The organism is Sphingoaurantiacus capsulatus (genome assembly GCF_042648405.1).
GTDB classification, from domain to species: Bacteria; Pseudomonadota; Alphaproteobacteria; order Sphingomonadales; family Sphingomonadaceae; genus Sphingoaurantiacus; species Sphingoaurantiacus capsulatus.
Genome location: NZ_JBHRXV010000004.1, coordinates 344754 through 371319 on the forward strand (window position 1 = coordinate 344754; position 26566 = coordinate 371319).

Genomic DNA, 26566 nt, shown 5'->3' on the forward strand with positions numbered 1-26566 from the left:
CGCCCCGCTTTTCGCTCCTTTGGCCTGCGCCGCGCGAGCCCTAGCGCGTTTCCGGGGCCGAGGGCAAAAGCGGTGCGGTCACGGCGCGCCGGCCCAGCCGGTCGACCAGCGCATAGATCACCGGCGTGCTGTAGAGCGTGAGCAATTGGCTCACCAACAGCCCGCCGACGATGCAGATGCCGAGCGGCTGGCGCATCTCCGACCCTTCGCCGGCGCCCAGCACCAGCGGCAGCGCGCCGAGGATCGCCGCCATGTTGGTCATCAGGATCGGGCGCAGGCGCAGCTTTGCGGCTGCGCGGATCGCATCCTCGGCGGTCTTGCCCTGCTTTCGCTGCAGCATCAGCGCGAAGTCGATCATCAGGATGGCGTTCTTCATCACCATGCCGATGAGGAGGAACAGCCCGAGGAGCGCGATCAGCGAGAATTCGAAGCCGGTCACCCACAGTGCCGCGAAGGCGCCGATGCCGGCGGGCGGCAGGGTCGACAGGATGGTCAGCGGGTGGCGCAGGCTTTCGTAGAGAATGCCGAGCACGATGTAGACGGCGAGGATGACGCCCAACAGCAGCAGCGGCTGGTTGCGCATGCTGTCCCCGGCCATGTCGAGTTCGCCGGCGAGCTTCGCCTGGACGTCGCTCGGCAGCATCAGCGGGGCGAGCGCGCGGTCGATCGCGGTCTTCGCCTGTTCGAGCGAGACGCCGGGGGCGAGCGTGAAACTGATGCGCCGCGCGGCGAACTGGTCGCGATGCTGGATCCAGTCGTTGGCGAGGCTGTAGCTGCGCGTCGCGAGCGACGACAGCGGCACGCGGCGGCCATCGGCGGCGATGACCTGCACGAGATCGAGCACCGCCGGATCCTGCGTGTAGCGCGGCTCCAGCTCGAGGATGACGCGATACTGGTTGAGGCTGTCGTAGATGGTCGCGACCTGCCGCTGGCTGAAGCTGTTGTTGAGGACGGTTGTGATCGTCCGCATGTCGACGCCCAATCGGCGCGCCGCGTCGCGGTCGATGTCGAGATCGATCTGGAGGTTGCCGCCGTCGGCGCGACCGTCGATGTCGGTGAGCTCGGGCACCTCCTCCAGCGCGGCGGCGACCTTGCGCTGCCAGCCCTTCAGTCCCTCAAGCTTCGGCGACAGCAGCCGCAGATCATATTCCTGCCCTTGCTGGCCCGGCGGTTCGAGCTGGATGTCCTGATCGACATTCACCCACAGCACGCCGCCCGGCACCTTGGGCATGCCGGCGCGCAGCCGGTCGACGACCGCGCCCGCCGGTTCACCACGCTCCTCGACAGGCTTCAGCCGCACCATCATGAACGCATTGTTGATGCCGGTGTCGCCGCCCGCCTGCCCGACCACGTCGGCGATCCCCGGATCGGCGAGCAGGTAGCGGCGGTAGATTTCGATCTTCGGCTGCATCAGTTGATACGACATGCCGTCGTCACCCCGCGCAAAGGCGGTGAGCTGGCCGGTGTCCTGTTCGGGCAGGAAGCCCTTGGGGATCAGGATGTAGAGGCCGACGTTGAGCGCGATCGCCACGGCGAACAGCCCGAGCGCGAGGCGCGGGTGGCGCATCACCTTGTCGAGCGAGCGTTCGTAGAAAGCGGCGACCCGCGCGTAGCGCCCTTCGGTCGGTTCGGCGGCATCCTCGCGGCGCAGCAGGCGGGCGCAGAGCGCCGGGGTCAAGGTCAGCGAGACGATCAGCGAGAAGACCATCGCCGCGGCCAGCGTCAGCGAGAATTCGCGGAACAGCAAGGTGACGACACCGCCCATGAACAGGATGGCGACGAACACCACCAGCAGCGCGAGGTTCATCGCGATCAGCGTGAAGCCGACCTCGCGCACGCCGCGCACCGCCGCGCGCGCCGGCGACAGGCCGGCCGAGATATGGCGCGCAATATTTTCGAGCACGACGATGGCATCATCGACCACCAGCCCGGCGGCGACGATCAACGCGGTCAGCGACAGGTTGTTGAGGCTGAACCCCATCGCCCACATCGCGCCGAAGCTGGCGATCAGCGCGACGGGAATCGCGAGGCTGGGGATGAGCGCGGCGCGCCACTGGCGCAGGAACAAGCCGACGACGAGGACGACGAGCCCGACCGACAGCGCAAGCGCCAGCTGCGCCTCGCGGATGGTGGCGCGGATGCCCGGCGAGCGGTCGAGCACCACCTCCAGCCGCGCCTGCGCGGGCATCAGGCTGCGCAGGCCGGGCAGGCTGTCGCGGATCGCATCGGTGGTGGCGACGATGTTGGCGCCGGGCTGGCGGCGGATGGTCAGCAGTACCGCGTCGCGGTCGTTATGGAAGCCCATCGCATAACGGTTCTGCGTGGATTCGGAGACGGTCGCGACATCGGACAGCCGCACCAGCCCAGTGTCGCGCCGCGCGACGACAAGGTTGCCGTAGCTCGCGGCGTCGCGGAGCTGCGCGTTGCTGCCGATCTGCCAATTGCGGCCGTCGCGCTCGGTGGCGCCCAATGGCGACAGCGAATTGGCATTGGCGATGGCGGCGCGAATCTCGTCGAGCGCGACGCCGTTGGCGGCGAGCGCATGCGGGTTGAGCTGGATGCGGACGGCGGGCAGCGACGCGCCGCCGATCGACACTTCGCCGACCCCCGGCACCTGCGAGATTTTCTGCGCGAGGATAGACGAGGCTTCCTCGTAGAGCCGGCCCGGCGGCAGCGTCTCCGACGACAGTGCCAGCGCCATGATCGGCGCCTGGCTGGGGTTGAGCTTGCGGTAGCTGGGCTCCGACGGCATGCCCGCCGGCAATTGCCCGCGCGCCGCGTTGATCGCCGCCTGCACGTCGCGCGCGGCGTCGTTGATGTCGCGGCCGAGCTCGAAGATCAGCTCGATTTCGACCGAGCCCTGCCCGCTCGTCGCCTCCATCAGCTGCACGCCGGCGATGCTGCCGAGCGCGCGTTGCAGCGGCACCGCGACCGCCGCCGCCATGGTGCGCGGATTGCCGCCGGGCAGACTGGCCTCGACCGAGATGGCGGGCATGTCGACTTCGGGCAGCGGTGCCGTCGGCAGCAACCGATAGGTGAGCAGCCCCATCAGCATCATCGCCACGGCGAGCAGGATGCTCGCCACCGGCCGGGCGATGAAAAAGCGCGCGATCACGCGGCGGCGGGTTCGGTGGCGGCGCCGCGGCGGCGCTTCGCCAGCCGGTCGAAGAACAGATAGACGACCGGCGTGGTGAACAGCGTCAGGATCTGGCTGGCGATGAGGCCGCCGACCATGACGAGGCCGAGCGGCTGGCGCAGCTCTGCGCCGGCACCTTGCGCGAACATCAGCGGCAGCGCGCCGAACAGCGCGGCGAGCGTCGTCATCAGGATCGGGCGGAAGCGCAGCAGCGCCGCGCGCCGGATCGCTTCGCGCGGCGCCATGCCTTCACGCCGCTCCGCCTCCAGCGCGAAGTCGACCATCATGATGCCGTTCTTCTTCACGAGGCCGATGAGCAGGATGATGCCGATCACCGCGATCAGGTCGAGCGGCTGGCGGGCGATGAACAGCGCCAGCAGCGCGCCGACGGTGGCGGACGGCAAGGTCGACAGGATGGTGATCGGGTGGATGGTGCTCTCGTAGAGCATGCCTAGCACCAGATACATTACCACTACTGCGGCGAGGACGAGCAGCAAGGTGCTGTCGAGCGAGGCTTCGAACGCGCTCGCCGCGCCCTGATAGGCGAGCACCACCGAGGGCGGCGCGCCGAGCTCGGCCCAGGCGGTGTCGATCGCCTCCACCGCATCGCTGAGCGACACGCCGGGGGCGAGGTTGAACGAGACGGTCGCCGCCGGGAACTGGCCGACGCGATTGAGCAGCAGCGGCGCGGCGCGGACCTCGATCCGCGCGAGGTTGGCGAGCGGCACCGGCGTGCCGCCCGCGGCTTTGACGAAGATGCGGCCGAGATCCTCCGGCCCCTGCTGCAGCGCCGGATCGGCCTCGATCACCACGCGATACTGGTTCGCCTGCGTGAACATCGTCGCGATCTGGCGCTGGCCGAAGGCGTTGTAGAGCGCGGCGTTGATGTCGGCGGCGTTGATGCCGAGGCGGCTGGCGGCGGCACGGTCGATCTCGACGAAGGCCTGCAAGCCGCCCGACTGGAGATCGTCGCTGACGTCGGCGAGCACCTTCGCTTCGCGCAACTTCTCGACAAGGCGCGGCGTCCAGTCGGCGAGCACGGCCGCGTCGGGCGTCGACAGGGTGAAGCGATACTGGGTGCGGCTGACCCGGTCGTCGATGTTCAGTTCCTGAACCGCCTGCATATAGGCGCGAATGCCGGGGATGGCGGCGGCGTCCTTTCCGAGGCGCGCCATCACCTCGAGCGCGCCGTCGCGCGACCCGTGCGACTTCAGATTGACCAGCATCCGGCCGCTGTTGAGCGTCGGGTTGGTGGCGTCGACGCCGATGAAGGAGGAGACGCTGTCGACCGCCGGATCGGCAAGCACGAGATCGACCAGCCGCTGCTGCCGCTGCGCCATTGCCGCGAAGGAAATATCCTCGGGCGCCTGCGTCACCACCTGAATCGCGCCAGCGTCCTGCACCGGGAAGAAACCCTTGGGCACAGCGAGATAGAGCAAAGCGGTCAATGCGAGCGTGCCGACGGTGACGCCGAGCATCAGCCGCTGCCGCGCGAACGCCCAGTCCAGCCACACGCCGTAGCGATCGATCAGCCGGTCGAGGATATCCTTCTTGTCGCTCACCGCATGCGCCTTGAGCATCCGCGCGCACATCATCGGTGTAAGCGTCAGCGAGACGAGCAACGAGATGGCGATGGCGACCGCCAGCGTGATCGCGAATTCGCGGAACAGCCGCCCGACGACATCGCCCATGAACAGCAGCGGGATCAGCACCGCGATCAGGCTGACGGTGAGCGACACCAGCGTGAAGCCGATTTCGCCCGCGCCCTTCAGCGCCGCCTGCATCGGCTTCTCGCCCTTCTCCAGATGGCGGGCGATATTCTCCAGCATGACGATCGCGTCGTCGACGACGAAGCCGGTGGCGATGGTGAGCGCCATCAGCGTCAGATTGTTGAGGCTGAACCCCAGCAGATGCATCACCCCGAAGGTGCCGACCAGCGACAGCGGCACCGCGAGGCCGGGGATGATCGTTGCGGGCAGGTTGCGCAGGAACAGGAAGGTGACGAGCACCACCAGCGCCACCGCGAACACCATCTCCACCTGCACGCCACGCACCGAGGCGCGGATCGTCTCGGTGCGGTCGGTGAGGATCTCGACATCGACCGAGGCGGGCATACCGGCGGTCAGTTCGGGGAGCAGGGTGCGGACGCGGTCCACCACCTCGATGACGTTGGCGCCGGGCTGGCGCTGGATGTTGACCAGCACCGCCGGCACGCGGCCCGACCAGGCGGCGAGGCGCCGGTCCTCAGCGCCGGCCTCGACGCGCGCGACTTCGCCGAGGGTGAGCGGTGCGTCGTTGACCCAGGCGATCACCAGCCCGCGATAATCCTCGACCGAGGACAGCTGATCGTTGGCGTCCATCATGATCGAGCGGGTCGGGCTGTCGAAGCTGCCCTTCGGCTGGTTGACCGAGGCGGCGTTGATGGCGGTACGCACATCCTCCATGTCGAGCCCGCGCGCGGCGAGCGCGGCGGGATCGACCTGCAGCCGCACCGCGGGGCGCTGGCCGCCGGCGAGGCTGACCATGCCCACGCCCGGCGTCTGCGACAGCTTCTGCGCCATGCGCGTGTCGACAAGATCGTAGACGGCCGGCAGCGGCAGCGCCGCCGAGCTGACCGCCAGCGTGATGATCGGCGTGTCGGCCGGATTGACCTTCCGGTAGACGGGCGGCGTCGGCAGATCGTCGGGCAGCAAGGTCGCTGAGGCGGCGATGGCGGCCTGCACCTCCTGCTCGGCAATGCTCATCGGCACTTCGAGCGCAAACTGCAGCGTGACGATCGAGGCGCCGCCCGAGCTGCTCGTCGACATCTGGCGCAGGCCGGGAATCTGGCCGAAGCGGCGTTCGAGCGGCGCGGTCACCGCGCTCGACGCCACCTCGGGGCTGGCGCCGGGGTAGAAGGTGAAGACCTGAATGACCGGGTAATCGACCTGCGGCAGCGCGGCGACGGGCAGCAGCCGATAGGCGATCATCCCCGACAGCAGCAGCGCCACCATCAACAGCGCGGTGGCAACGGGCCGCAGGATAAACCCGCGCGAGATGTTCATTTGTCGGCGGCGGAAGCGGCGCCGGCGGCGGCGGCAGGCGTGCCGATGATCTCGACCTTCTCGGCGTCCTTCACGCTGTCGAAGCCCTCGATTACCACGCGTTCTGCGGGCGTCACGCCGCGCCGGATCATCGTGCGCTCGCCATCGGTCGGCCCGAGTGTCACGACGCGGCGGCGGGCGACGCCGTCCTTGTCGACGACGTAGACGAACGGCCCGGCCGTGCCCTGCTGCACCGCGACGGCGGGAACGGTGATCGCGTCGGCGAAGGTCTGCAGCCCCAGCCGCACGTTGACGAACTGGTTGGGGAACAGCCGCGCGTCGCCGTTGGCGAATTCGCCGCGCAGCCGCAACGTGCCCGAGCCGGCGTCGATCTGATTGTCCATGTTGGTGAGGCGTCCGGTGGCGAGCACCGCCTGCTCGCCGCGATCCCAGGCCTCGACGCGCAAAGCACCCGCGCCCATCGCCGCGCGCACCGCGTCGACCTGAGTCTCGGGCACGGTGAACACCACCGAAATCGGCTGCACCTGCGTGATGGTGGCGATCGGCGCGGCGTCGCCGGCGCTGATCAGATTGCCGGCATCGACGCCGCGAAAGCCGATACGCCCCGAAATCGGCGCGCGGATGCGCGAGAATTCAAGTTGCAACCGCGCGTCGGCGATGCGGCCGTTGCTGGTCGCAACGGCGCCGCCATGCTGGCCGACCAGCGCTTCGTGCTGCTCGAGCTGCGCCTTGGTGGTGAAGCCCTTGCCAGCGAGCTCGCGATGGCGGCCGAGCTGGCTCTGCGCCTGGCGGAGTTGCGCCTGATTCTGCTGCCGTTCGCCGACCGCCTGCGCGAGGCTGGCTTGGAAGGGACGCGGGTCGATTTCGGCGAGCAACTGCCCGCGGCCGACCTGCTGGCCTTCGCGGAAATGAAGCCGCGTGATCGCACCGTCGACACGGCTGCGCACCGCGACGGTCGCCAGCGGGGTGACGGTGCCGAGCGCCTTCAGCTCGACATCGAACGGCGCGCGCTCGACGATGGCCACGCGCACCGGCGCGATGTCGTCGTCGGCCGCTTCGCCCTCGGGCTCGCCGCCGAGCGTCCAATAGGCGAGCGCGCCGCCGGCCAGCAGCACGGCACCCATGATCTTCAGCCGGTGCGCCTGCGCCCCGTCGCGGATATCCACGAAATTTCCCCCGCTCGCTTCACTTATTGCAACCCATTATCAACAAATGCGACGTGGGCGCCATAGATTTCGGCGGGAGAAATGTTTCGACGCAACGCGATGCGCTGATCGGCCGCGCTATGTCGTGCGATAGCGCGGCGCGACGTCGCGCTTCGAGAGATGCGGGGCGAGCGCGAGACGCGCCTGCTGCATCGCCTGCCAGCCGCTGTCGTCGGCGAGCGGCGGGATGGTGACGGTCTCGCCGCGGTCGAGGCCGGTCAGCGCGGCATCGACGAGGTCGCCAACCTCCATGAGGATTTCCGCCGGCAGCGCGTCGGCGCTCATGCCCGAGCGCTCCCAGATTTCGGTGCGGGTGGCGCCGGGCAACACCGCCTGAACCTGCACACCCTTCCCGCCGATCTCGGCGGCGAGGCCTTGGCTGAGGTTGAGCATGAACGCCTTGGTGCCGCTGTAGGCGGAATCGAACATCTCCGGCGCGAGCGCCAGCACCGAGGCGATGTTGACGATGGCGCCGCCACCCCGCGCGACGAACGCGCGGGCGGCTGCGGCGGCGAGCAGCGCGGGGGCAGTGACGTTGAGGGCGATCAGCCGCTCGAGGTCGGCGATGGGCGCGGTGACGATGGTGCCGCCGAGCGACATGCCGGCATTGTTGACCAGCATCGAGATGGCGGTGTCGTCGGCGATGCGCGCTTCGACCTTGGCGAGCTGCGCACGATCGGTGAGGTCGGCGGGCAGCACATCGACGGCGACGCCGGTTTCGGCGCGGAGGCGATCGGCGAGCGCCGTCAGCCGCGCGGCGTCGCGGGCGACGAGGATGAGATCATGGCCGCGGCGGGCGAGGCGATCGGCATAGGTGGCGCCGATACCGGCGGACGCGCCGGTGATGAGGGCGGTGCGGTTGGTGGTCGACATGGGTCCTCCTGTCGCGGTCGAGGGGCGGCGATCGGTTGAAAGGCTTCGAGGGTCAGGCGGCGGCGCGCAACGGCCGGTCGGCGGTCGTGCCGAGCACGGTGTCGAGCCAGGCGACCGAGGTGGCGGCAACCTCCTCCCAACCGGGTTCGGCGGTGAGGAAATGCGAGCGGCCCTTGAACAGCCGATAGTCGGTGCGCGCCGGCGAGCGCTTCTGCTGCAGATAGGTCAGCCGCGACATGAACGGCGTGACGAGATTGTCGCGCTCGCCGCCGGTGACGAGCAACGGCACGTTGCGGCGCTTCGGGCTGATCCAGGTGCCGAGCATGAACGCCGCCTGGTAGAAGATGCGCCCCGGCGTCGGGATGACGACGCTGCGATGCGCCTCCGCCTGCTGCCCGGCGGGCGCGGCGTTGGCGAACTTCGCGGCGAACTCGCCGAGGTCGAGCGCATAGGGCCGGTTCCAGCCGTTCCAGCGCGCGAGGATCGGGAAGGCCGACAGCAGCGCGCGCCAACCGGCGGGCACGCCGCCGATCGGCGCGGGATCGAGCGCGATGCCGGCGGCGCCGAGCCCGCGGTCGAGCAGCAGCTGCACGATCAGCCCGCCGAAGCTGTGGCCGATCAGCACCGGCGGTTCGGGCAGGGTGCGGATGAAGTCGGCATAGTGATCGACGATCTGGCCGATGCGCAAGGAGCCGAGCCCGGCGGGCGGCGCCTTGTTGATCTCGGCGGCGGAAAGCCCGTCGAGGCCGGGCCAGGTCGGGACGTGCACCGTGTAGCCGGCGGCTTCGAACGGGGGCAGGAAATTGTCCCACGACCGCGCGGTCATCCAGGCGCCGTGAACGAAGACGATGGAGTTGGTGGGGCGGGTCATGGCGGTTCCTCCGGTTCGATGCAGCCAGTGTAGGACGCACATCACGCAACGGAATCAGACGTCGGGCCGGGCCGATGACACGTTGGTATTAGGGGGCATGAATCCCCCGTTCGTCATCCCGGCGAAGGCCGGGATCCATGCCGACCGTTGGATGGATCCCGGCCTTCGCCGGGATGACGAATGAAAGTGGATTTCTAAACCAGCGTCGCGTCGAGGCTGATGTCGGCGTTGAGCACCTTCGAGACCGGGCAGCCGGCCTTGGCCTTCGCCGCCAGCTCCTGGAAGGTCGCGTCGTCGGCGCCGGGAATCTCCGCGCGCAACGTGAGCTTGATCGCGGTGATCGCGAAGCCGTCGTCGAGCTTTTCGAGCGTCACCTTGGCGGTCGTCTCCATCGAGGTGGCGGTCAGCCCCGCCTCGCTGAGGATCAGCGACAGCGCCATGGTGAAGCAGCCGGCATGCGCGGCACCGAGCAGCTCCTCGGGGTTGCTGCCCGCGACGCCTTCGAAGCGGCTGGAGAAACCGTAAGGGTAATCCTTAAGCGCGCCGCTTTGCGTCGAGAGACGGCCGCGGCCGTCCTTGAGGCCGCCGGTCCAGCCGGCCGAGCCGGTACGATCGATCTTCATGTGCATGCTCCTTCGAGGGGGGTCGGGGGAAGTCTGCCGCCGCCAGCTTACAGCAAGGCGACGATGACGCCGATGGCGAAGCCGAAGCCGGCGACGCAGGCGGGAACGACGAGCACCTGGCCGAGCACCGCGCCGGGGCTCATCCGGCCGCCGGGCGTGTCGATGCCGCGAAAGGGCGTCGCGCGGCGATGAAGACCGAGATGCGCGAGTACCGCCGGGGTTCCGAGATACATCAGCAGGTAGAAGCCGACGATGCCGAGCAGAAGCGGCATCCCGGCGCCGCTGCCGAAACTGAACAGCATCGCCGCGATGAACAGCAGATAGGCCACCGCCATCGCCGCGAAGATCACCGACGGCAGCTCGAACAGCGGCGGCGGAGTTTCGCGGGCCGGCGTTTGCGAAAGGCCGGTGACGAGGTCGGCGGGGCGGTCGTCGAAGCGGAAAGTTTGGGCGTCCATCATGCGGCTCCTTTGACAGGATGAGCATGATGATCTGCCGGGTCGGCGCGTCCCTCAATTCGGACGCGCGGACAGGTTTTGCACACCAAAGGATGAGGGTCGCGCGCTGGCAGGCGCGTCCCATACCATGGTATTATCGGCGGATGCGGCGACCTGGCCTAAGCTCCCGGCGCCACATCGGAGGGACCCATGGCCGACGCCCCCATCGTCCATGTCGTAGATGACGACCACTCATTGCGCGAGGCGCTCGGCAGCCTGTTCCGTTCGGTCGGGATGGAGGCGCGCCTCTATGGTTCGTCGAAGGAATTCCTCGACGGCGTCGACACAGCCCGGCCCGGCTGCATCGTACTCGACATCCGCCTGCCAGGCACCAGCGGCCTCGACTTCCAGGTCCAGCTCGCCGAGAGCGGCATCGGCCTGCCCGTCATCCTGATGACCGGGCACGGCGACATTCCGATGTCGGTGCGCGGCATGAAGGCGGGCGCGGTCGACTTCCTCGCCAAGCCGTTCCGCGACCAGGACATGCTCGACGCCGTCGCCATCGCGATCGAGCGCGACATCAAGCGGCGCGGCGCCGAGGCCGGCACCACCCACATCCGCGACCGGTTCGAGACGCTGTCGCCGCGCGAGCGTCAGGTGATGGCGCTGGTCACCGCCGGCAAGATGAACAAGCAGGTCGCGGGCGATCTCGAGCTGAGCGAGGTCACGGTGAAGATCCACCGCGGTTCGGCGATGCGCAAGATGGGCGCGCGCACCCTCGCCGACCTGGTGCGGATGGCCGACACGCTGAGCCTCGCCCGCCCGGCCTGATAACACCATCGGATTATAGGCACCGCGAACCGCCTGTGCGACGCAAGCGGCAGCGTCCGGCCTGTTGGGCAAAGCCGGCGCTTCGTGAAAGGACGTTGCGTGCCGCAGGTTTCGATTATCGACGACGACGACTCGCTTCGGGGGGCTCTGGTGAGCCTCGTGAAGTCGTTCGGCTATGGGGCGCAGGGTTTCGACTCTGCCGAGCAGTTCCTCGCGGCCGGCGGCGCCGCGGGTTTCGACTGTATCGTCACCGACATCCACATGCCGGGGCTGAGCGGCATCGAGTTGAAGCAGCAGTTGAGCGCCGACCATGACTCTACGCCGGTGATCATGATCACCGCGCGCAGCGAGCCGGCGCTGCGGGAACGCGCGAAGGATAGCGGTGCTTTGTGCCTGCTCACCAAGCCGTTCGAGGCGAGCGAGCTGATCGCCTGTATCGAACAGGCGCTCGCCGCGTGACGGCCACGCGAGCGATCGGCTAGGCTCGCGCGCATGGCGGGGCGCGACGACAGCGGGACACTCGAAGCGACGGTCGACATTTTCGACCTCGTCCATGATTCGATCTTCGTGCGCGACCGCGCGGGGTACATCCGCTCGTGGAACGCCGCGTCGGAGGCGCTCTACGGCTGGTCGCGCGAAGCGGCGGTGGGTCGTCTCGTCAACGAATTGCTGCCGCCGCGCCGCCCCGAGCGCGATGCCGCGCGCGAGGCCGAACTGCTGGAGACGGGCCGCTGGGAAGGGCGCCTTTCGCGCGCCGCCGCCGACGGCCGCATGCTGACCATCGACGCGCGCTGGTCGGTGCGGCGCGACGCTGACGGAGCGCCGGTCGAGATCATAGAAACGGGGCGCGACGTCACCGAGCGGCGCGCGGTCGAGGAGGCGCTCCAGCGCAGCGAGTACCGCTACCGCAACCTGTTCCAGGCGATGGCGGCGTCCTTCTGGGAGATCGACTTCACCCCGATCGGTGACATGCTGCGCGAACTGCGCAGCGAAGGCGTCACCGATTATCCGGCCTATTTCGCCGCCAATCCCGATTATGTGCGGCGCATGATCCGCGCGACACGGGTGGTCGACGTCAACGAGCAGACGGTCGCGCTGTTCGGGCGTGGCGACAAGGGCGAGCTGCTGCGCGACCTTGAACCCTTTTGGCCCGATGAGAGCCTGCACGTCTTCGCCGCGAGCGTAATCTCGGCGGTCACCCGCAAGCCCAACTACGTCACCGAGACGCCGCTGCGCACGCTCGATGGTCGCGTGTTCGATGCACTGTTCACCGCGGCCTTCCCGCCGGAATCGATCGCCAAGGGCACCTTGCTGATCGGCGTCATCGACATCTCCGACCGCACCGCCGCCGAAGCGCATCTGCGGCACAGCGAGACGCGCTACCGCAACCTGTTCCACCACATGCCGATCGCGCTGCTGCAGCTCGACATGCGGCCGCTGTTCGACAAGATCGCGGCGATGAAGACGGCCGGGGTCGATGTCGCCGACAAGATCGCGACCGACGACGAACTGCTGACCGAAGCGCTGCGCCTCGTCACCATCGACGAGGTCAACGACGCGGCGATGAAGCTGTTCGGCGTCACCGACCCGACCGCGCTGCACGGGCCGATCGAACCGGCGTGGCAGGCGCGGCCCGACACCATCCGCCGCTCGCTGCTGGCGCGGCTGCGCGGCGAGCCCGGCTATGTCGAGGAGACGAAGATCTCGACGCGCGACGGCCGCGTCGTCGACGTGCTCTACAACATCGCCTTCCCGCCGACCTTGACCGAACTCGGCATCAACGTCGTCACCTTCATGGACCTGACGGAGCGGGTCGAGACGCAGGCGGCGCTGCAGCGGGTGCAGGCCGATTTTGCCCGCGCCGCGCGCATCGCCACGCTCGGCGAACTGACCGCCTCGATCGCGCATGAGGTGAACCAGCCGCTCGCCGCCATTGCCACCAACGGCGAGGCGAGCCTGCGCTGGCTGGGGCGCCCCGAGCCGGATGTCGAGGAGGTACACACGCTGACCGGCCGCATGGTTGCCGATGCGCGCCGCGCCGCCGATATCATCAAGCGCATCCGCGGCATCGCCACGCCGAGCGCGCCGACCCGCGCCGAGCTGTCGGTCAACGCGCTGGTCGAGGAAGCCTCGCTGTTCCTGCGCCATGAGATGCAGGCGCAGGGGGTGACGCTGACGCTCGACCTTGCCGCCGGCGTGCCGCCGATCCTCGGCGACCGCACGCAGTTGCAGCAGGTGCTGGTCAATCTGATGGTCAACGCGATGCAGGCGATGGCGGGCGCCGGCGTCACCCGGCGCGGCATCATCGTGCGCAGCCGCGCGCACGGCACCGGCGCCGCGCTCGAGATCGAGGACAGCGGGCCGGGTTTCGCGCCCGAGCATCTCGGCAGCCTGTTCGCCAGCTTCTTCACCACCAAGGCCGACGGCATGGGCATCGGCCTCTCCATCTGCCGGTCGATCATCGACGACCATGGCGGGCAGATCAGTGCCGCCAACGCGCCCGCCGGCGGCGCGCGATTCCACTTCACCCTGCCCGCCGAGGGCACACCATAAGGTATAGTTGGCGCGGCAGCGCGGCTGGGGCATCCCGGAGGCATGACGCTCTCCAAGACACTCGCCACGCTGACCGCCGACAACGGCCTCTACCGCGCCTGCCCCGGCGACGACTGGCGGCAAGGCCGCACGCTCTACGGCGGCATCCAGGCGGCGCTCGCCGTCGAGGCGGTGCAGCGCGCCTACCCCGATTTGCCGCCGCTGCGGTCGGCGCAGATCGCCTATGTCGGGCCGTCGGCGGGGGAGATCGAGATCACGCCGACCTTGTTGCGCGCCGGCAAATCCTCCGCCTTCATCTCGGTCGGCGTCACCGCCGAGGCGGGCGCGGCGGCGCAGTTGCTGTTGTGCTTCGGCGCCGCGCGCGACTCCGCACATCGCTACACCGAGCTGCCGATGCCGAAGGTCGAGGCGCCCGACGCCTATGAGCCGTTCTTTCAGCCGCCGGTCGCGCCGGTGTTCACCCAGCATCTCGATAGCCGCCGCGCCGGCGGTGCGACGGTGGTGACCGGCGCGAAGCGGCCCGAGCTGCTGCTGTGGCTGCGGCATCGCGACGATGCCGCGCCCGATGGCCCGGCGAGCCTGCTGGCGCTCGGCGACGCGCCGCCGCCCGCGGCGATGACGATGTTCACCGATCGCGCGCCGATCAGCACGATGACCTGGTCGGTCGACGTGCTCGCCGACAGCTTCGACGGCGGCGCCTGGCATCTGCTGCACGTGGTCGGCGACACCGTCGCCGATGGCTATTCGAGCCAGACGATGACGATGTGGACCGCCGACGGCCGCCCGGTGATGGCGGCGCGCCAGACGGTCGCGATCTACGCCTAGGCGGATTCGAGAAGCACGGCGGTGCCCTGCCCGCCGTCGACGCAGATCGACACGATCGCCTTGCGGCCCGGGCCGAGGACGGCGAGCTCCTTCACCGTCTGGCTGAGGATGCGCGCGCCGGTGGCGGCGAAGGGATGGCCGATGGCGAGCGAGCCGCCGTTCGGGTTGAACCGCTCCCATGGAAAGTCGCCGAGATCGACGTCGACCTTCGCATTGGCGCGGCGATAGGCGGGGTCGCTCACCGCCTTGACGTTGGCGAGCACTTGGCCGGCGAAGGCCTCGTGGATTTCGAACAGGTCGATGTCGGCGAAGGTCAGCCCGTTACGCGCGAGCAGCCGCGGGATGGCGCGCGCCGGCGACATGAGGATTCCCTCCTCGTGCCAGTCCATCGCGGCGAGCTGCCAGTCGACCAGCCGCGCCGCCGGCCGGCCGCCCAATCGTGCGCGGCCTTCGGCATCGGCAACCCACAGCGAGGCGGCGCCGTCGGTCAGTGGCGAGCTGTTGCCGGCGGTGATGCTGCCGGCGCCGCTGCGGTCGAACACGGGTGGCAGCGACGCGAGCTTGTCGGCGGTGGAATCGCCGCGCGGCAGATTGTCGGCAGCAACCTCGCCGAACGGCAGGATCAGATCGCTGAAGAAGCCGCTGCCCTGCGCGGCGACGGCGCGCTGGTGGCTCCACAATGCCACCTCGTCCTGGGCGGCGCGCGCGATGGCGAAATGCTTGACCGTATCCTCGGTATGCTCGCCCATGCTGCGGCCGCTGATGCGGTTCGCCCAGCCGCGCACCGGCAGGTCGAAGTCGGCGAGGCTGAGTGTCTTTGCGGCTTCGGCAATCGCGGCGGGGTCGCGGGCGGCAGCCATCAGCGCCATCGCCTTTCCGGGCGTCAGCGCGATCGGCACGCGGCTCATTGTCTCGACGCCGCCGACCAGCGCCAGATGGAAATCGCTGTGGCCGACGAGGCCCGCCGCCTCGATCGCCGCCATCATGCTGGTCGAACAAGCCATCGTCGTCGCGAAGGACGGGATGGTCGGGTCGAGCTTGGCATCGAGCAGCAGCTCGCGGCCGATGTTCGACACGCGCGGGCTCGGGATTACCTGGCCCCAGACCAGCAGGTCGGGCCGCGCCTGTTCAGCCATCGCCTGCGCGATCGGCACCGAGAGCGACAGCGCATCCTGCCCGGCGAAGACACCGCCTGCCTTCACGAAGGGGGTGCGCAGGCCCGGGATCAGATAGCGATCGGTCATCACGGCCCCCTCAGCGCGTCGTGGCGGAGAAGAGCGGCGCGAGCACCGCGAACAGCGTGCCGCCGGCGATGACGCCGAGCGGCAGGCTGAGCGTCGCCTGCACGGTGCCGATGCCGGCGACGAGCGATACGACTGCCGCGATCAGCACCGCGCCGCGATCGACGGTCTGGCGGCCGCGGTGGAAACCATAGGCGTCGGGGGTGGCGGGGGTCAGCTTCATGGCGCGTCCTTCCAGAGGCAAGTTCATGCCTGGAAGATGCGCGCACCGAAGCGCCCGCGACATTCTACGCGGGGGTGAAACGATCGGCTTTGCGGATGCCGCGCCTATACGCGGGTGTTAGTCGCCCGCACTATTCTTCGAGCGCACTGTCGATGCAGCCGATCAGCTGTTCGCAGTCGAACGGCTTCTTCAGCAGGCAATGCGCGCCGGCGGCTGCGGCCTTCGCCTGCGCGCAGGCATCGGCAAAGGCGGAAATCAGGATGACGGGCGTGCCCGAGGGCGTGACCTCCTGCGCGAGCTGCATGCCGCTCATGCCGTCCATCTGCACGTCGCTGATCACGCAGTCGCAGGTGTTGCGCGCATCGGAGTCGAGGAAGGCCTCGGCCGAGCCGAAGGTTTCGACACGATAGCCGAGGCTGCGCACCAGCCCGTCGAGCGAGGTGCGAACGCCTTCGTCGTCGTCGACGACCGAGATCAGCGGACAATCACTCACGTCACACTACATCCTTCACGGCGCGACTCCGAAGCCGGGCGCCCAGTCCTAGATGCCCAAACGCGACACGCCCCGAAATTATACCCGAGGATAGCATCGTCATGCGCTCGTCATGACTCGCGCCGGTTAAATAACCGCTTCAAGGCGCGGTAGAAATGCTTCGTGGCGCACCAAGGTTCTCGACGCCACCTGTTATCGCATGACTGCGACGCTCAGTCTTCCCCGCCCGCGCGGCCTTCGGCCGTCCTTCGGTACGCAGGTCGCCATCGGCCTCGTCGCCGGTATCGGCCTTGGCCTGCTCGCCCGCGACCTCGGGCAGGCCGACGCGCCCTCCGGGCTCGCGGTGGCGCTGCAGACGATCGGCGCGACGTTCGTGCAATTGCTGAAGCTGCTGGTGCCGCCTTTGGTGTTCGGCGCCATCATCGCCAGCGTGGCGGCGCTGCGCGAGCTGACCGATGCCGCGAAGCTCGCGTGGCGGACGCTCGGCTGGTTCGCGGTCACAGCGCTGATCGCTGTCGTGATCGGCGTCGCGCTTGGCCTGCTGATCGAGCCCGGTGCGCGATCGACGGTGGCGGCGAGCACGGCCGCGGCGCCCTCGGCGGTCGGCGGCTGGCTTGATTTCCTCAAAGGCCTCGTCCCCGGCAACTTCCTCGCGCTTTCGGCCTCGACCAAGCTTGCCGACGGCAGCGCGACCACCTCGCTCTCGTTCAACGTGCTGCAGTTGATCGTGCTGGCGCTGGCGGTCGGCGCCGCCGCGGTGAAGAGCGGCGAGGCGGGCGGGCCGTTCCTGCGCTTCAACGCGTCGCTGCTGGCGGTGGCGCGGAAGCTGCTCGGCTGGCTGATCAAGCTGACGCCGATCGGCACCGCCGCGCTGATCGGCGACGCGGTGGCGCGCTACGGCTGGGAGTCGCTGAGCGCGCTCGGCTGGTTCGCCATCGCGATCTACGTCGGTCTCGGCCTCGTGCTGTTCCTCGTCTATCCGCTGCTGCTGCTGGCGAACGGCCTGTCGCCGCGCCGCTTCTTCGCCGCCGCCTGGCCGGCGATCCAGCTGGGCTTCGTGTCGCGATCGTCGATCGGCACCCTGCCGGTGACCGAGCGCGTCGTCGAGCGGCTGGGCGTGCCCGCCAACTATGCCGCTTTCGCGGTGCCGCTGGGCGCCACCACCAAGATGGACGGCTGCGCCGCCATCTACCCGGCGATCGCCGCGCTGTTCGTCGCGCAATATTATGGGCTGGCGCTGGCGCCGACCGATTATCTGCTTATCGCGTTCGTGTCGGTGGTGGGCTCGGCGGCAACGGCGGGGCTGACCGGCGCGGTGGTGATGCTGACCTTGACCCTGTCGACGCTCGGCCTGCCGATGGAAGGCGCCGGCCTGCTGCTGGCGATCGACCCGATCGTCGACATGGGGCGGACGGCGGTGAACGTGGCAGGCCAAGCATTGGTGCCGACGATCGTGGCGAAGCGCGGCGCGCTGCTCGAGGAGCCAACCTAGGCGGGCAACTTCAGCGTCTCCGCCATCCGCACGAAGTCGGCGAGCGTCTTCGCCCCCATCTTCCGCATGGCGTTGCCGCGATGAATCTTCACCGTGATCTCGGACAGGCCGAGGTCGAAGGCGATCTGCTTGTTCATCTTGCCCGTCGCGACACGCCCCATCACGTCGCGTTCGCGCGCGGAGAGCGAGTCGAAGCGGCTGCGCAGGCCATCGCTCTGGCTGCGCGCGGCGCGCTCCTCGGCGTCCTTCGCCAGTGCGGCGGCCACCGCATCGAGCATGTCCTGCTCGCGAAAGGGCTTGGGCAGGAAATCGACGGCGCCGGCCTTCATGCCGCGCACCGTCATCGGGATATCGCCGTGGCCGGTCATCAGAATGATCGGCATCGTGACGCCCGCGTCGGCGAGCTGGTCCTGGAAGTCGAGGCCGCTGGTGCCGGGCAGGCGGATGTCGAGGACAAGGCAGCCGGCACCGTCGCCGGCGCCCGCCGCCATGAACTCGGCGGCGCTGCCATAGAGGCGCGTCGCATAGCCGACCGAGCGGAACAGGCTGTCGAGCGCGGCACGCAGGCCGGCATCGTCGTCGATGACGTGAACGGCCGGGGCCGCAGTTTCGGGGGATGTCATCGGCGGATGCTGGACCAAAGCCGCGCCGATCGTCAATTATAAGGGCATGTCGCCACTCGATCAGCTGGACCGCCCGCTCGCCGCGCTCGAGGAGTTGCGGATGCTCACCGACGCGGTGCCGGTGCTCATCTCCTTCTTCGACGAAAATCTCGTCTGCCGCTTCGCCAACGCGCACCACAACCGCTGGTACGGGCGGTCGCCGCAGGAGCTGATCGGGCTGCCGATGAGCGAATTCCTGCCGCCCGAGATTTACGCCAAGCGCCTGCCCTACCTCGCGCGCGTCGCCGCCGGCGAGCAGGTGTCGTTCGACGCGCCGGTGCCGCATCGCGACGGCACGCTCCATGATGCCGCCATCCGCTATGTGCCGAAGATGGGGCCGCGCGGCTTCGCGGGCTTCTATACGCTGGTGTTCGACGTCGCGGTGCAGCAGCACCGCTTCCGCAGCGTGTTCGACGGCAATGCCGTCGCCTTCTGGGAAATCGATGTTTCCGGCGTCACCGCATTGCTGATGGCCGAAGTCGAGCGGGGCGTCACCGACCCGATCGCGCAACTCGCCACCGACCCGCTGCGCATCCGCGCGGCGATGGACGCGGTGCGCATCATCGACGTCAACGACAAGGCGGCCTCGCTGTTCGGCGTCGACCGCGACGCGGTGGCGGGGCGCAGCGTCAGTCGCTTCTGGCCACCGGCGAGCGAAACGGCGTTCGTCGGCAGCGTCGCCGCCTCCTTCCAGGGTGACGCCACCTATGAGGTCGAGACGGTGCTGCTGCGCGCCGACGGACGGCTGGTCGACGTGCTGTTCACCTGCGCGTTCCCGCGGGATGCCGGCCCGGCGCACTATGTGACGGTCGGCTTCGTCGATATCAGCGAGCGTGTCGCCAAGGAGCGCGCGCTGGCGAAGGTGCAAGCCGATCTGGCGCATGCCGCGCGCGTCGCGACCTTGGGCGAACTTACCGCCTCGATCGCGCATGAGGTCAACCAGCCGCTCGCCGCCGTCGCCGCCAACGGCAACGCGGCGCTGCGCTGGCTCAACCGGCCGGTGCCCGACATCGGCGAGGTGAAGGCGGCGATCGACCGCATCATCGAGGAGGCGACGCGCGCCTCGGAGATCATCGCGCGCACGCGGGCGCTGGCGATGAAGGGTGAGACCGAGCGGCAGGTGTTCTGCCCCAATACCATGGTGCATGACGCGGTCGCGCTGGTGCGCCGCCAACTCGATGCCGGCGGGGTCGAACTGCGGCTCGAGCTGGCGGACGACCTGCCGCCGATCAACGCCGACCGCATCCAGCTTCAGCAGGTGACGATCAACCTGATGATCAATGCCGCGCAGGCGATGGCCGACCAGCCGGCCGGCACCCGCCAGCTGACCGTCGCCTCGCGCCATGAGGGCGACGCGGTGCTGTTCGAGGTCGCCGATACCGGTCCCGGTTTCCCGGGCTGTGATTCATCGAAGCTGTTCGGCGCCTTCTACACCACCAAGCCGACCGGCATGGGCATGGGCCTGTCGGTCGCGCGCACCATCGTCGAGGCGCATGGCGGCGTGATCGACGCATATTGCCTGGGCGAGGGCACTGGCGCTGCCTTCCGCTTCACCGTGCCGGCGCACGACGGCGACGACTGCCCGAACCATACGCAGGTATAGTTTTCGCAGACCCACGTAGAATGTCGTGAACAGGCGCCGTCTGCCATTGATGATGGCGAAGACGGCGAGCGCCCTCCCCCTCTTGGCTTCGCCGCCTGACCCGGAACGGTCTTCCCCCAAAGCCCCGTTCCGGCCCTTCTTCCCGCGGGAGCCCTTCCTCCCCTCCCCCGAGGTCCCGCGGAAACCCTGGCGGGCGGCGCTTCCCCAAGCGCCGCCCGCTTTCGTTTGGCTTTTGTTTCGGGCCCGGCCCATTCGTTCATCGGGCAGGCAGATAAACCAACGTATAGGTCCGCGAACCGCGCGTCTGAATGATCGCGGCGGAGACCGGGCGTACATCCGGTTGCATCGACGGTCGCCGATGCCCCCAAGGGCGGCCCGATGGAGGAAGCGATGGCGTATCTCGATCTGACCGGCCTGAACACCACCCCGCAGGCCCGCACCCGCCGCCCCGCCACGCCGGTCTTCGACCGGCTTGACGAGGCGGCGATCGAGGTCGCGCAGCACGACGGTCTCGCCTCGCTCCGCCAGCCTGGCCGCATCGGCCGTTTCTTCGAGCGGCTACTCGGGCTGCATGTCGCCTCGGCGCTCGCCGATCCGCGGCTCGAGACGCTGCGCCGGCTCGCCGTCGCCGCCCGGCTGGGCAGCGACCGCATCGTCGCCCGCGAGGCGAAGGCGGCGCGTGACGCCGGCTTCACCTCGTTCCAGGTCGATGCGCTGTTCGCGCGCTTCGGTTTCGCGCCCGCGTTCGAGCGGAGCTAGCCGAGGCTAGAAGGCCGCGCGCAGGGTGAGCTGGAACAGCGCGCCCGAGCGCTCGCTCTCCAGTTCCGATTCCTCCACGTCGTTGCCGGCGCGCGCCTCGAGAATGTCCTCGACCGAGTCGCCATCGTAGAAGCGGAAATCTTCCTTCTTCTTGCGATCGAGCAGGTTCTGCGCCGACAGGCGCACCACGAAGGCATCGGCGAAGCGCTTCTCGATGAAGGCTTCGAGATCGCGGCCGTAGCGAAGCTCCACCGTCTCATCGAGCTGCGATTCGAGCGACCGGCTGCGGCCCGACAGCGAGGCGCCGAAGCTGACGCCGGCGCTGCGCAGATTGTGGATGAAGCCGATGTTGTAGACGTGGTGCGGCTGGCCGTTGAACCGGCGCTCGAGCCCGGTGAACGGATCAGTCACGTCGCTGTCGAGATAGGTGTAGTTGGCGAACACGCCAGTATCGGGCAGGCCCGCAACCGCGAGCGAGGTCGACAGGTCGAACTCGATGCCCCAGGTCTTGCCGTCGCCGATATTCTGCGGCGTGTAGACGTTGCCGCCGCCCGACGCGACCTCACCGGTGTCGACCAGCTCAATGAGGTTGGAGACGTCGCGGTAGAAGATATTGACGCCGACGATGCCGTTGCTGCCAACGCGATGCTCGTAGCCGACGTCGACGCCCCAGGCGCGTTCGTTGGCGAGACCGGGGTTGCCGACCAGGTCGTCCTCGTCCGCGGGCTCTTCTTCCTGCGTGTAGGGCGAGATCAGATCATAGTCTGGGCGGCGCACGGTGCGCGCGACCGAGGCGCGGAACTGGCCCGCCTCGCTCGGCGCCCAGCGCAGGTGCAGCGACGGGTTGAGGCTTTCGGCGTCATAGTCGGCGGTGCCGTCGTCGCTGGTGGTGTCGCGGCGGGTGATCTCGTAGCGCAGGCCGCCGTCGATGGTGATCGCCTCGCTCGCCGTGAAGGTGACGCGGGCATAGGGGTCATAGCGCTTTTCCTTGATGGTGAAGATCGCGCCGGGGCCGGTTTCCTCGCTGACGTCGGTGCCGTCGATCTCGAACACGCGGTTGGTGCCGTCGCGCTCCTTCTGCAGGAGATCGATGCCGACCTTCACACGCACCCGGGCGTCATCCTCGCCGAAGGCGTAGTAGAGCGTCTGGGTGAACTCGCTGTCGCGGATGTCGAGCGTCTCGCGCTCGACGAGGTCGACATCGTCGACGTCGTCGCCCTCCTCCGTGCTGACGCGGCTCTTGTCGCGGAAGCCCGACCAGCCGAAGGCGGCGCCGAGATCGCCCGGCCCCACGGCGAGCTCGCCGTCGGCGGCCAGCGCATAGGTCTGCTGGCTGATCCGCTCGCGCTGGATCTCCACGCTGTCGAGATCGAGATCGGCGGGCGAATCGCCCTCGAAGATCGTCGAGACCTCATCCTCGTCGCGGTCGGTGTCGACGACCAGCGCGTTGATGCGCAGCCGGCCGGCATCGCTCTTCGTCGTCACCTCGAAATTGCCCGAGATGTCGGTGCCGTCGCGGGTGTCGTCCTGCAGCTCGCGGCCGGTATATTCGGCGAACTCGCCGTCGAAGAAGTCGGTGGTCTTCTTCTTGGGGTTGCGGCGGCCCTGATAGTTGAGCGCGCCCCAAAGCGTGGTGTCGCCCTTCCCGTCGGCATAGGCGATCGCGCCCGACGGACGGAGCTTGCCGTCCTCGTTCATCAGCACGCCGCCCTTGAGGAAGCCGCCGTCGAACGATGCCGATTCCTTGGTGACGACGTTGAGCGTGCCGGCGACGCCTTCGCTGGGCTGATCGGCGCGCGGCGCGCGGACGATCTCGATCCGCTCGACCAGCTCGGCGGGCAGGCGGTCGACGAAGAAGCTGCGGTCGCTCTCGCCGCCCGGCGGACGGCGGCCGTTGATCAGCACCTGGGTGAAGCCCGACGGCAGGCCGCGCATCTGCACGCCGTCATATTCGAGCACGTCCGAGGTGAAGGTGACGCCCGGCACGCGCTTCAGCATCTCGCCGACCGACACCGGCTCGAACCGCTGGAAATATTCGAGATCGTAGGAGAGCACCGGGTTGGCATCGAGCGTGCGGTTGCGAAAGTAGAGCTCGCCGGTCACGACGATTTCCTGCGAATCCACCGCGTCCTCGGCTTCCGCCACCTCGCCGGCGCCGGTCGTTGCCTCCTGCGCGAATAGGGGAGCGGCGAAGGCGAGCGGCAGCAAAGCCGCGCTCAGGCGAAGAAGAGTCGTCGATTTCATATCATCCCGCTCCAGCTCGATCGAAGTTGACGCCGCGCCGACAAGCTGTATGTCGACGGCGTGCCGCGCCGCTTTACCGGGGAGCCAGTGATGATTTCTTTTCGGAACTGTTTCGTTTCTGTGACAACGATCGCAAGTCTTGCTTTTTTGTCTGGATGCGCTCCGAAAATCACGGGTGACCCGGCCGTATCGGTGCCTGCGGCGGCGGAAACGACGGCGGTCGCGACCGCCAATGCCGACGCCGCCGACGATCCGGCGATCTGGGCGCCGCCGGCGGGCGGTATGTTGCGTTTCAAGGGTCAGGAACTGCCCGGGCTGATTGTCGGCACCGACAAGAAGGCCGGTCTCTACGTCTACGGCGTCGACGGCGCGCAGTTGCAGTTCCTGCCGGAAGGATTGCTCAACAATGTCGACCTGCGCGATGACTTCGTCGTCGACGGCAAGCCGCAGCTGCTGATTGCCGCCTCCGACCGCGGCGCGCGCAAGGGCATCGCGCTGTATCTGTTCGATCCGGCCTCGACCGATCCGGCCAACGCGGTGCGACCCTGGGGCGCGATCGCCTCCGATGTAGTCGAGCCCTATGGCTTCTGCTTCGGCCGCCGCGGCGATCAGGTCGTCGCGGTGCTGGTGGCGAAGGACGGCGAGGTCCGCCAGTACCGCATCACCGCCGAGAATGGTCAGCCGAAGGGCGTCGAGGAACGGCGCTTCGCCATCGGCTCGCAGTCGGAGGGCTGTGTGATCGACGACCGCGCCGGGCGCCTCTACGTCGGCGAGGAGATGAAGGGCGTGTGGCGCTATGCGCTCGATCCCGCGGCGGGCAACGACCGGCTGCAGGTCGGCACCGCCGACGGCAAGCAGCTCGTCACCGACGTCGAGGGCGTGACCTTGATGCGTGACGGCGAGGTCACTCATCTCGTGGTGTCGAGCCAGGGCGACAGCGCCTTCGCGGTGTGGCGGGTCGACGGCGACACGCCGGTCTATCGCGGCCGCTTCCGCGTCGAGGGCGCCGGCGCCGTCGATGCGGTGACCGGCACCGACGGGCTCGACGGCTTTTCGGGCCCGATCGGCGCCTACCCGGAAGGACTGCTCGCGATCCAGGACGATATCGACACCGGCGGCACGCAGAATTTCAAGCTCGTCGACTGGCGCGAGGTGAAGCGCGCGCTCGGGCTCTAGCGCCGAGCTCTCGCGCCATTCGGTGACTTTCGGTCGCCAAATGGATGCTTAACCCTGTTGCCGATGGCCTCCGCGCGTGGATAGATGCGCCGGGGGACTGAGATCTTGGCGATCGGGCGGGACGCACGCAGCATCGGAGAGCCGGCATGGCGGTAGCGGCGGTGAGCGCCGTGGGCCGCTGGCTGACCGGTGGCGCGCCGCCGAAGGTGCGCGACCGGCTGCTGACCACGCTGATCCAGCGCCGGCCCGCCGTCTATATCTCCTGCGCCGCGCTGCTGATCATGAGCGTGGCCGCCGCGATCATCACGCGGTCGGGCTGGGCCTTCGCCTGGCTGGCGATCGACGCGGTGCTGATCGCCTACCGCCTCTACCTGTCCTTCCGCTACGACGACGGCATCCGCCCGCCGACCGAGGGCCGCGAGGCGGTGGTCGCGTCGAGCTTCGTGCTGTTCGTCATCTTCGGCCTCGGCTGCGCCGCCAGCATCAGCACCGCCGATCCGACGCTGACGCTGATGGCGGTGATTTCGGTGATGGGGGTGTTCGCGGGCCTGGTGTCGCGCTGGGCGGCGTTTCCGCGACTGACGCTGGTCACCATCACGCTGGTCGGCGCGCCCGTCTGCTGGTCGCTGGCGGTGCTCGCCGGCGGCGCGGTGTGGCTGGCGGCGCTGCAGTTCGCGCTGATCGGCGTCACCACCAGCGCGCAGACCATCCAGAACCATCACATCCTCGTGCGCATGCTGCGCGCCGAGCAGCGCAACTGGCAGATGGCGCGCACCGACCTGCTGACCGGCCTCGGCAACCGCGCGCAGCTCTACGAGGAGCTGAACGGCGCTTGCTCCCGCCTGCGCGCGACGCCGGGCGAGGCCGGCTTCGCGCTGCTCTATGTCGATCTCGATGGCTTCAAAACGGTCAACGACACCCATGGCCATGCCGTCGGCGACAAGCTGCTCGAACGGATCGGCCGCAGCCTCGCCGCCGCGCTCGACGGCGACGACCGCGCCTATCGCATCGGCGGCGACGAGTTCCTGGTGGTGATGCCGCGCGCCGACGCCGCGCGCGCCGAAGCGCTGGCGACGAAGATCATGGCGGTGATCGGCGCCTCGCATGACATCGATCTCCCTGCGCGCGTGCGCGTGACCGCCTCCATCGGCATCGCGCTGGCCCCCGACGACGGCTGCGACGCGCAGCTGTTGATCGCGCACGCCGACCGCGCGCTCTACAATGCCAAGCGAGACGGCAAGGACCGTTTCGCCCGCTACGCTGCCTGACGCTCCGGCTTTCGGCAAGCTGAACCGAAGATAAACGCCGGGTTCAGCGAGGGAATTCTAAAAGGCACGCCGTATCTATATCACAACAGTGAGTGGAGTTGGGCATGCGTACCAAGATTCTTCTGGCCGTCTCGACGGCGATTCTGGCGTCGGCGGTGACCTTTGCTGCGCCAGGCCAGGGCGGCGGCCATCGCGGCTTTGCCAAGTTCGATGCCAACAGCGACGGGTCGGTGACCCGCGCCGAGGTGGACGCCAAGGCGGCGACGCGCTTCGCAATGATCGACAGCAACAAGGACGGCTTCGTCACCCCGGCCGAGTTGAAGGCGCAGCAGGACAACGCCAAGGCCAAATGGGCCGAGAAGCGCGCCGAGCGGGCGGAAAAGGCCGGCGAAAAAGCCAAGGCCCGCGTCGAAAAGCGCGGCGATCGGATGGAGAAGCGCTTCGCCAATCGCGAGGGCAAGGCCGCCGAGCGCTTCGCGGCGCGCGACGCCAACAAGGACGGCCGCCTGAGCCTCACCGAGTTCCAGGCGGGCGGCGGCAAGTATTTCGAACGCTTCGACGCCGACAAGAACGGCACCGTGACCCGCGAGGAAGTCGCGGCGGCACGCGAGGCGTGGAAGGCCAAGCGCAAGGGATAATCCTCCCCCTTGCCGCCTCCGTTTCCCCTTGGCGGAGGCCCGACGGCCGGCGAGTCATCGCCGGCCGTCTTTTGTTGTTTTCCGTTCATGCAACAAAAAACGGAGGTCGAGCGTCAATACGTTACGATTTCGAGATGAGTTGTTGGAGTAGCGTTATGGCGTATTCGATGGACTTCCTGGCGCGTCCGTTCGCGCTGGTCTACCGCAGCGATGCCGTGAACCACTGTCCGGGCTGTACCCACAGCAACTGGATGATCGGCCGCATGGTCGCCGAGTGCGCGTTCTGCGGCACCGTGCTGCCGCTGCGCAACAGCCCGCTGCTCGCCACCGGCCAGCGCCGCGGCATGCCGCAGCTCGCCGCCGCCTAAC

Annotated in this window: 23 protein-coding genes; 11 read left to right on the top strand and 12 right to left on the bottom strand. The window is 68.6% G+C overall.

Annotated features, from left to right (window positions below):
• Positions 1–40: 40 nt before the first annotated feature.
• The 7 genes from ACFOMD_RS06910 to ACFOMD_RS06940 form a co-directional block, all read right to left on the bottom strand.
• Positions 41–3115 (bottom strand): efflux RND transporter permease subunit, encoded by a 3075-nt coding sequence (locus tag ACFOMD_RS06910; RefSeq protein WP_380858873.1) that lies wholly within the window; start codon positions 3113–3115, stop codon positions 41–43.
• The gene (locus ACFOMD_RS06915) at positions 3112–6180 is read right to left on the bottom strand and encodes a multidrug efflux RND transporter permease subunit (RefSeq protein ID WP_380858875.1); all 3069 of its coding nucleotides are present in this window, start codon (positions 6178–6180) and stop codon (positions 3112–3114) included. Before ACFOMD_RS06915 ends, ACFOMD_RS06910 begins: the two co-directional genes overlap by 4 nt.
• Positions 6177–7346: an efflux RND transporter periplasmic adaptor subunit gene (locus ACFOMD_RS06920; RefSeq protein ID WP_380858878.1), complete on the bottom strand. Its 1170-nt coding sequence runs from the start codon at positions 7344–7346 to the stop codon at positions 6177–6179. Before ACFOMD_RS06920 ends, ACFOMD_RS06915 begins: the two co-directional genes overlap by 4 nt.
• Positions 7347–7463: 117 nt before the next feature.
• Positions 7464–8258 carry an SDR family NAD(P)-dependent oxidoreductase gene (locus tag ACFOMD_RS06925; RefSeq protein ID WP_380858881.1) on the bottom strand — a complete coding sequence of 265 codons (795 nt, stop codon included), beginning with the start codon at positions 8256–8258 and terminating at the stop codon, positions 7464–7466.
• A gap of 52 nt (positions 8259–8310) precedes the next feature.
• Positions 8311–9129 carry an alpha/beta hydrolase gene (locus ACFOMD_RS06930; protein ID WP_380858884.1) on the bottom strand — a complete coding sequence of 273 codons (819 nt, stop codon included), beginning with the start codon at positions 9127–9129 and terminating at the stop codon, positions 8311–8313.
• Between the two features lie 194 nt (positions 9130–9323).
• Positions 9324–9752, bottom strand: a complete 429-nt coding sequence (locus tag ACFOMD_RS06935) for an OsmC family protein (RefSeq protein ID WP_380858887.1) — start codon at positions 9750–9752, stop codon at positions 9324–9326.
• A gap of 47 nt (positions 9753–9799) precedes the next feature.
• Positions 9800–10213, bottom strand: coding sequence for a hypothetical protein (locus tag ACFOMD_RS06940; protein ID WP_380858890.1), 414 nt, complete (start codon positions 10211–10213; stop codon positions 9800–9802).
• 186 nt (positions 10214–10399) lie between these two features.
• On the opposite strand from ACFOMD_RS06940, the gene ACFOMD_RS06945 reads away from it, so the two are divergent.
• The 4 genes from ACFOMD_RS06945 (at position 10400) to ACFOMD_RS06960 (ending at position 14398) form a co-directional block, all read left to right on the top strand.
• Complete coding sequence (locus tag ACFOMD_RS06945) at positions 10400–11020, top strand: response regulator transcription factor (protein WP_380858893.1); 621 nt, start codon at positions 10400–10402, stop codon at positions 11018–11020.
• A 99-nt stretch (positions 11021–11119) separates the two neighbouring features.
• Entirely contained in the window at positions 11120–11479 is a 360-nt protein-coding gene (locus ACFOMD_RS06950) for a response regulator transcription factor (RefSeq protein ID WP_380858896.1), read from the top strand.
• A gap of 33 nt (positions 11480–11512) precedes the next feature.
• Complete coding sequence (locus tag ACFOMD_RS06955; protein WP_380858899.1) at positions 11513–13573, top strand: PAS domain S-box protein; 2061 nt, start codon at positions 11513–11515, stop codon at positions 13571–13573.
• Between the two features lie 42 nt (positions 13574–13615).
• Positions 13616–14398 (top strand): acyl-CoA thioesterase, encoded by a 783-nt coding sequence (locus tag ACFOMD_RS06960; protein WP_380858902.1) that lies wholly within the window; start codon positions 13616–13618, stop codon positions 14396–14398.
• Here the strand turns inward: ACFOMD_RS06960 and ACFOMD_RS06965 are convergent.
• From ACFOMD_RS06965 to ACFOMD_RS06975, 3 genes are all read right to left on the bottom strand, one after another.
• Complete coding sequence (locus ACFOMD_RS06965) at positions 14395–15642, bottom strand: thiolase family protein (protein ID WP_380858905.1); 1248 nt, start codon at positions 15640–15642, stop codon at positions 14395–14397. The two genes, ACFOMD_RS06960 and ACFOMD_RS06965, sit on opposite strands and share 4 nt — an antisense overlap.
• 10 nt (positions 15643–15652) lie before the next feature.
• Positions 15653–15862 (bottom strand): hypothetical protein, encoded by a 210-nt coding sequence (locus ACFOMD_RS06970; protein WP_380858908.1) that lies wholly within the window; start codon positions 15860–15862, stop codon positions 15653–15655.
• Between the two features lie 130 nt (positions 15863–15992).
• On the bottom strand, positions 15993–16355 hold the full coding sequence (locus ACFOMD_RS06975; protein ID WP_380858911.1) for a response regulator transcription factor: 363 nt from the start codon (positions 16353–16355) through the stop codon (positions 15993–15995).
• A 199-nt stretch (positions 16356–16554) separates the two neighbouring features.
• Here ACFOMD_RS06975 and ACFOMD_RS06980 point away from each other — a divergent pair, with 199 nt between their 5' ends.
• The gene (locus ACFOMD_RS06980) at positions 16555–17847 is read left to right on the top strand and encodes a dicarboxylate/amino acid:cation symporter (protein ID WP_380858914.1); all 1293 of its coding nucleotides are present in this window, start codon (positions 16555–16557) and stop codon (positions 17845–17847) included.
• On the opposite strand, the gene ACFOMD_RS06985 is transcribed toward ACFOMD_RS06980, so the two are convergent.
• Positions 17844–18470: a response regulator transcription factor gene (locus ACFOMD_RS06985; RefSeq protein WP_380858917.1), complete on the bottom strand. Its 627-nt coding sequence runs from the start codon at positions 18468–18470 to the stop codon at positions 17844–17846. The two genes, ACFOMD_RS06980 and ACFOMD_RS06985, sit on opposite strands and share 4 nt — an antisense overlap.
• Before the next feature lie 46 nt (positions 18471–18516).
• Here ACFOMD_RS06985 and ACFOMD_RS06990 point away from each other — a divergent pair, with 46 nt between their 5' ends.
• On the top strand, positions 18517–20112 hold the full coding sequence (locus ACFOMD_RS06990) for a PAS domain-containing sensor histidine kinase (RefSeq protein ID WP_380858919.1): 1596 nt from the start codon (positions 18517–18519) through the stop codon (positions 20110–20112).
• Positions 20113–20502: 390 nt separating this feature from the next.
• Complete coding sequence (locus ACFOMD_RS06995; RefSeq protein ID WP_380858922.1) at positions 20503–20871, top strand: hypothetical protein; 369 nt, start codon at positions 20503–20505, stop codon at positions 20869–20871.
• Between the two features lie 6 nt (positions 20872–20877).
• Here ACFOMD_RS06995 and ACFOMD_RS07000 read toward each other — a convergent pair whose 3' ends face one another.
• On the bottom strand, positions 20878–23115 hold the full coding sequence (locus ACFOMD_RS07000; RefSeq protein ID WP_380858925.1) for a TonB-dependent receptor plug domain-containing protein: 2238 nt from the start codon (positions 23113–23115) through the stop codon (positions 20878–20880).
• Positions 23116–23205: 90 nt separating this feature from the next.
• Between ACFOMD_RS07000 and ACFOMD_RS07005 the strand changes: the two genes are divergently transcribed.
• The 4 genes from ACFOMD_RS07005 to ACFOMD_RS07020 all read left to right on the top strand — a co-directional run bounded on the left by ACFOMD_RS07005 (position 23206) and on the right by ACFOMD_RS07020 (position 26565).
• A complete protein-coding gene (locus ACFOMD_RS07005; RefSeq protein ID WP_380858928.1) occupies positions 23206–24291 on the top strand; it encodes a phytase in 1086 nt (361 codons plus the stop codon).
• Positions 24292–24437: 146 nt separating this feature from the next.
• Entirely contained in the window at positions 24438–25559 is a 1122-nt protein-coding gene (locus tag ACFOMD_RS07010; RefSeq protein ID WP_380858931.1) for a diguanylate cyclase, read from the top strand.
• Positions 25560–25663: 104 nt separating this feature from the next.
• Positions 25664–26197: a hypothetical protein gene (locus ACFOMD_RS07015; RefSeq protein WP_380858934.1), complete on the top strand. Its 534-nt coding sequence runs from the start codon at positions 25664–25666 to the stop codon at positions 26195–26197.
• A gap of 155 nt (positions 26198–26352) precedes the next feature.
• Positions 26353–26565 (top strand): hypothetical protein, encoded by a 213-nt coding sequence (locus ACFOMD_RS07020; RefSeq protein WP_380858937.1) that lies wholly within the window; start codon positions 26353–26355, stop codon positions 26563–26565.
• Position 26566: the final 1 nt, after the last annotated feature.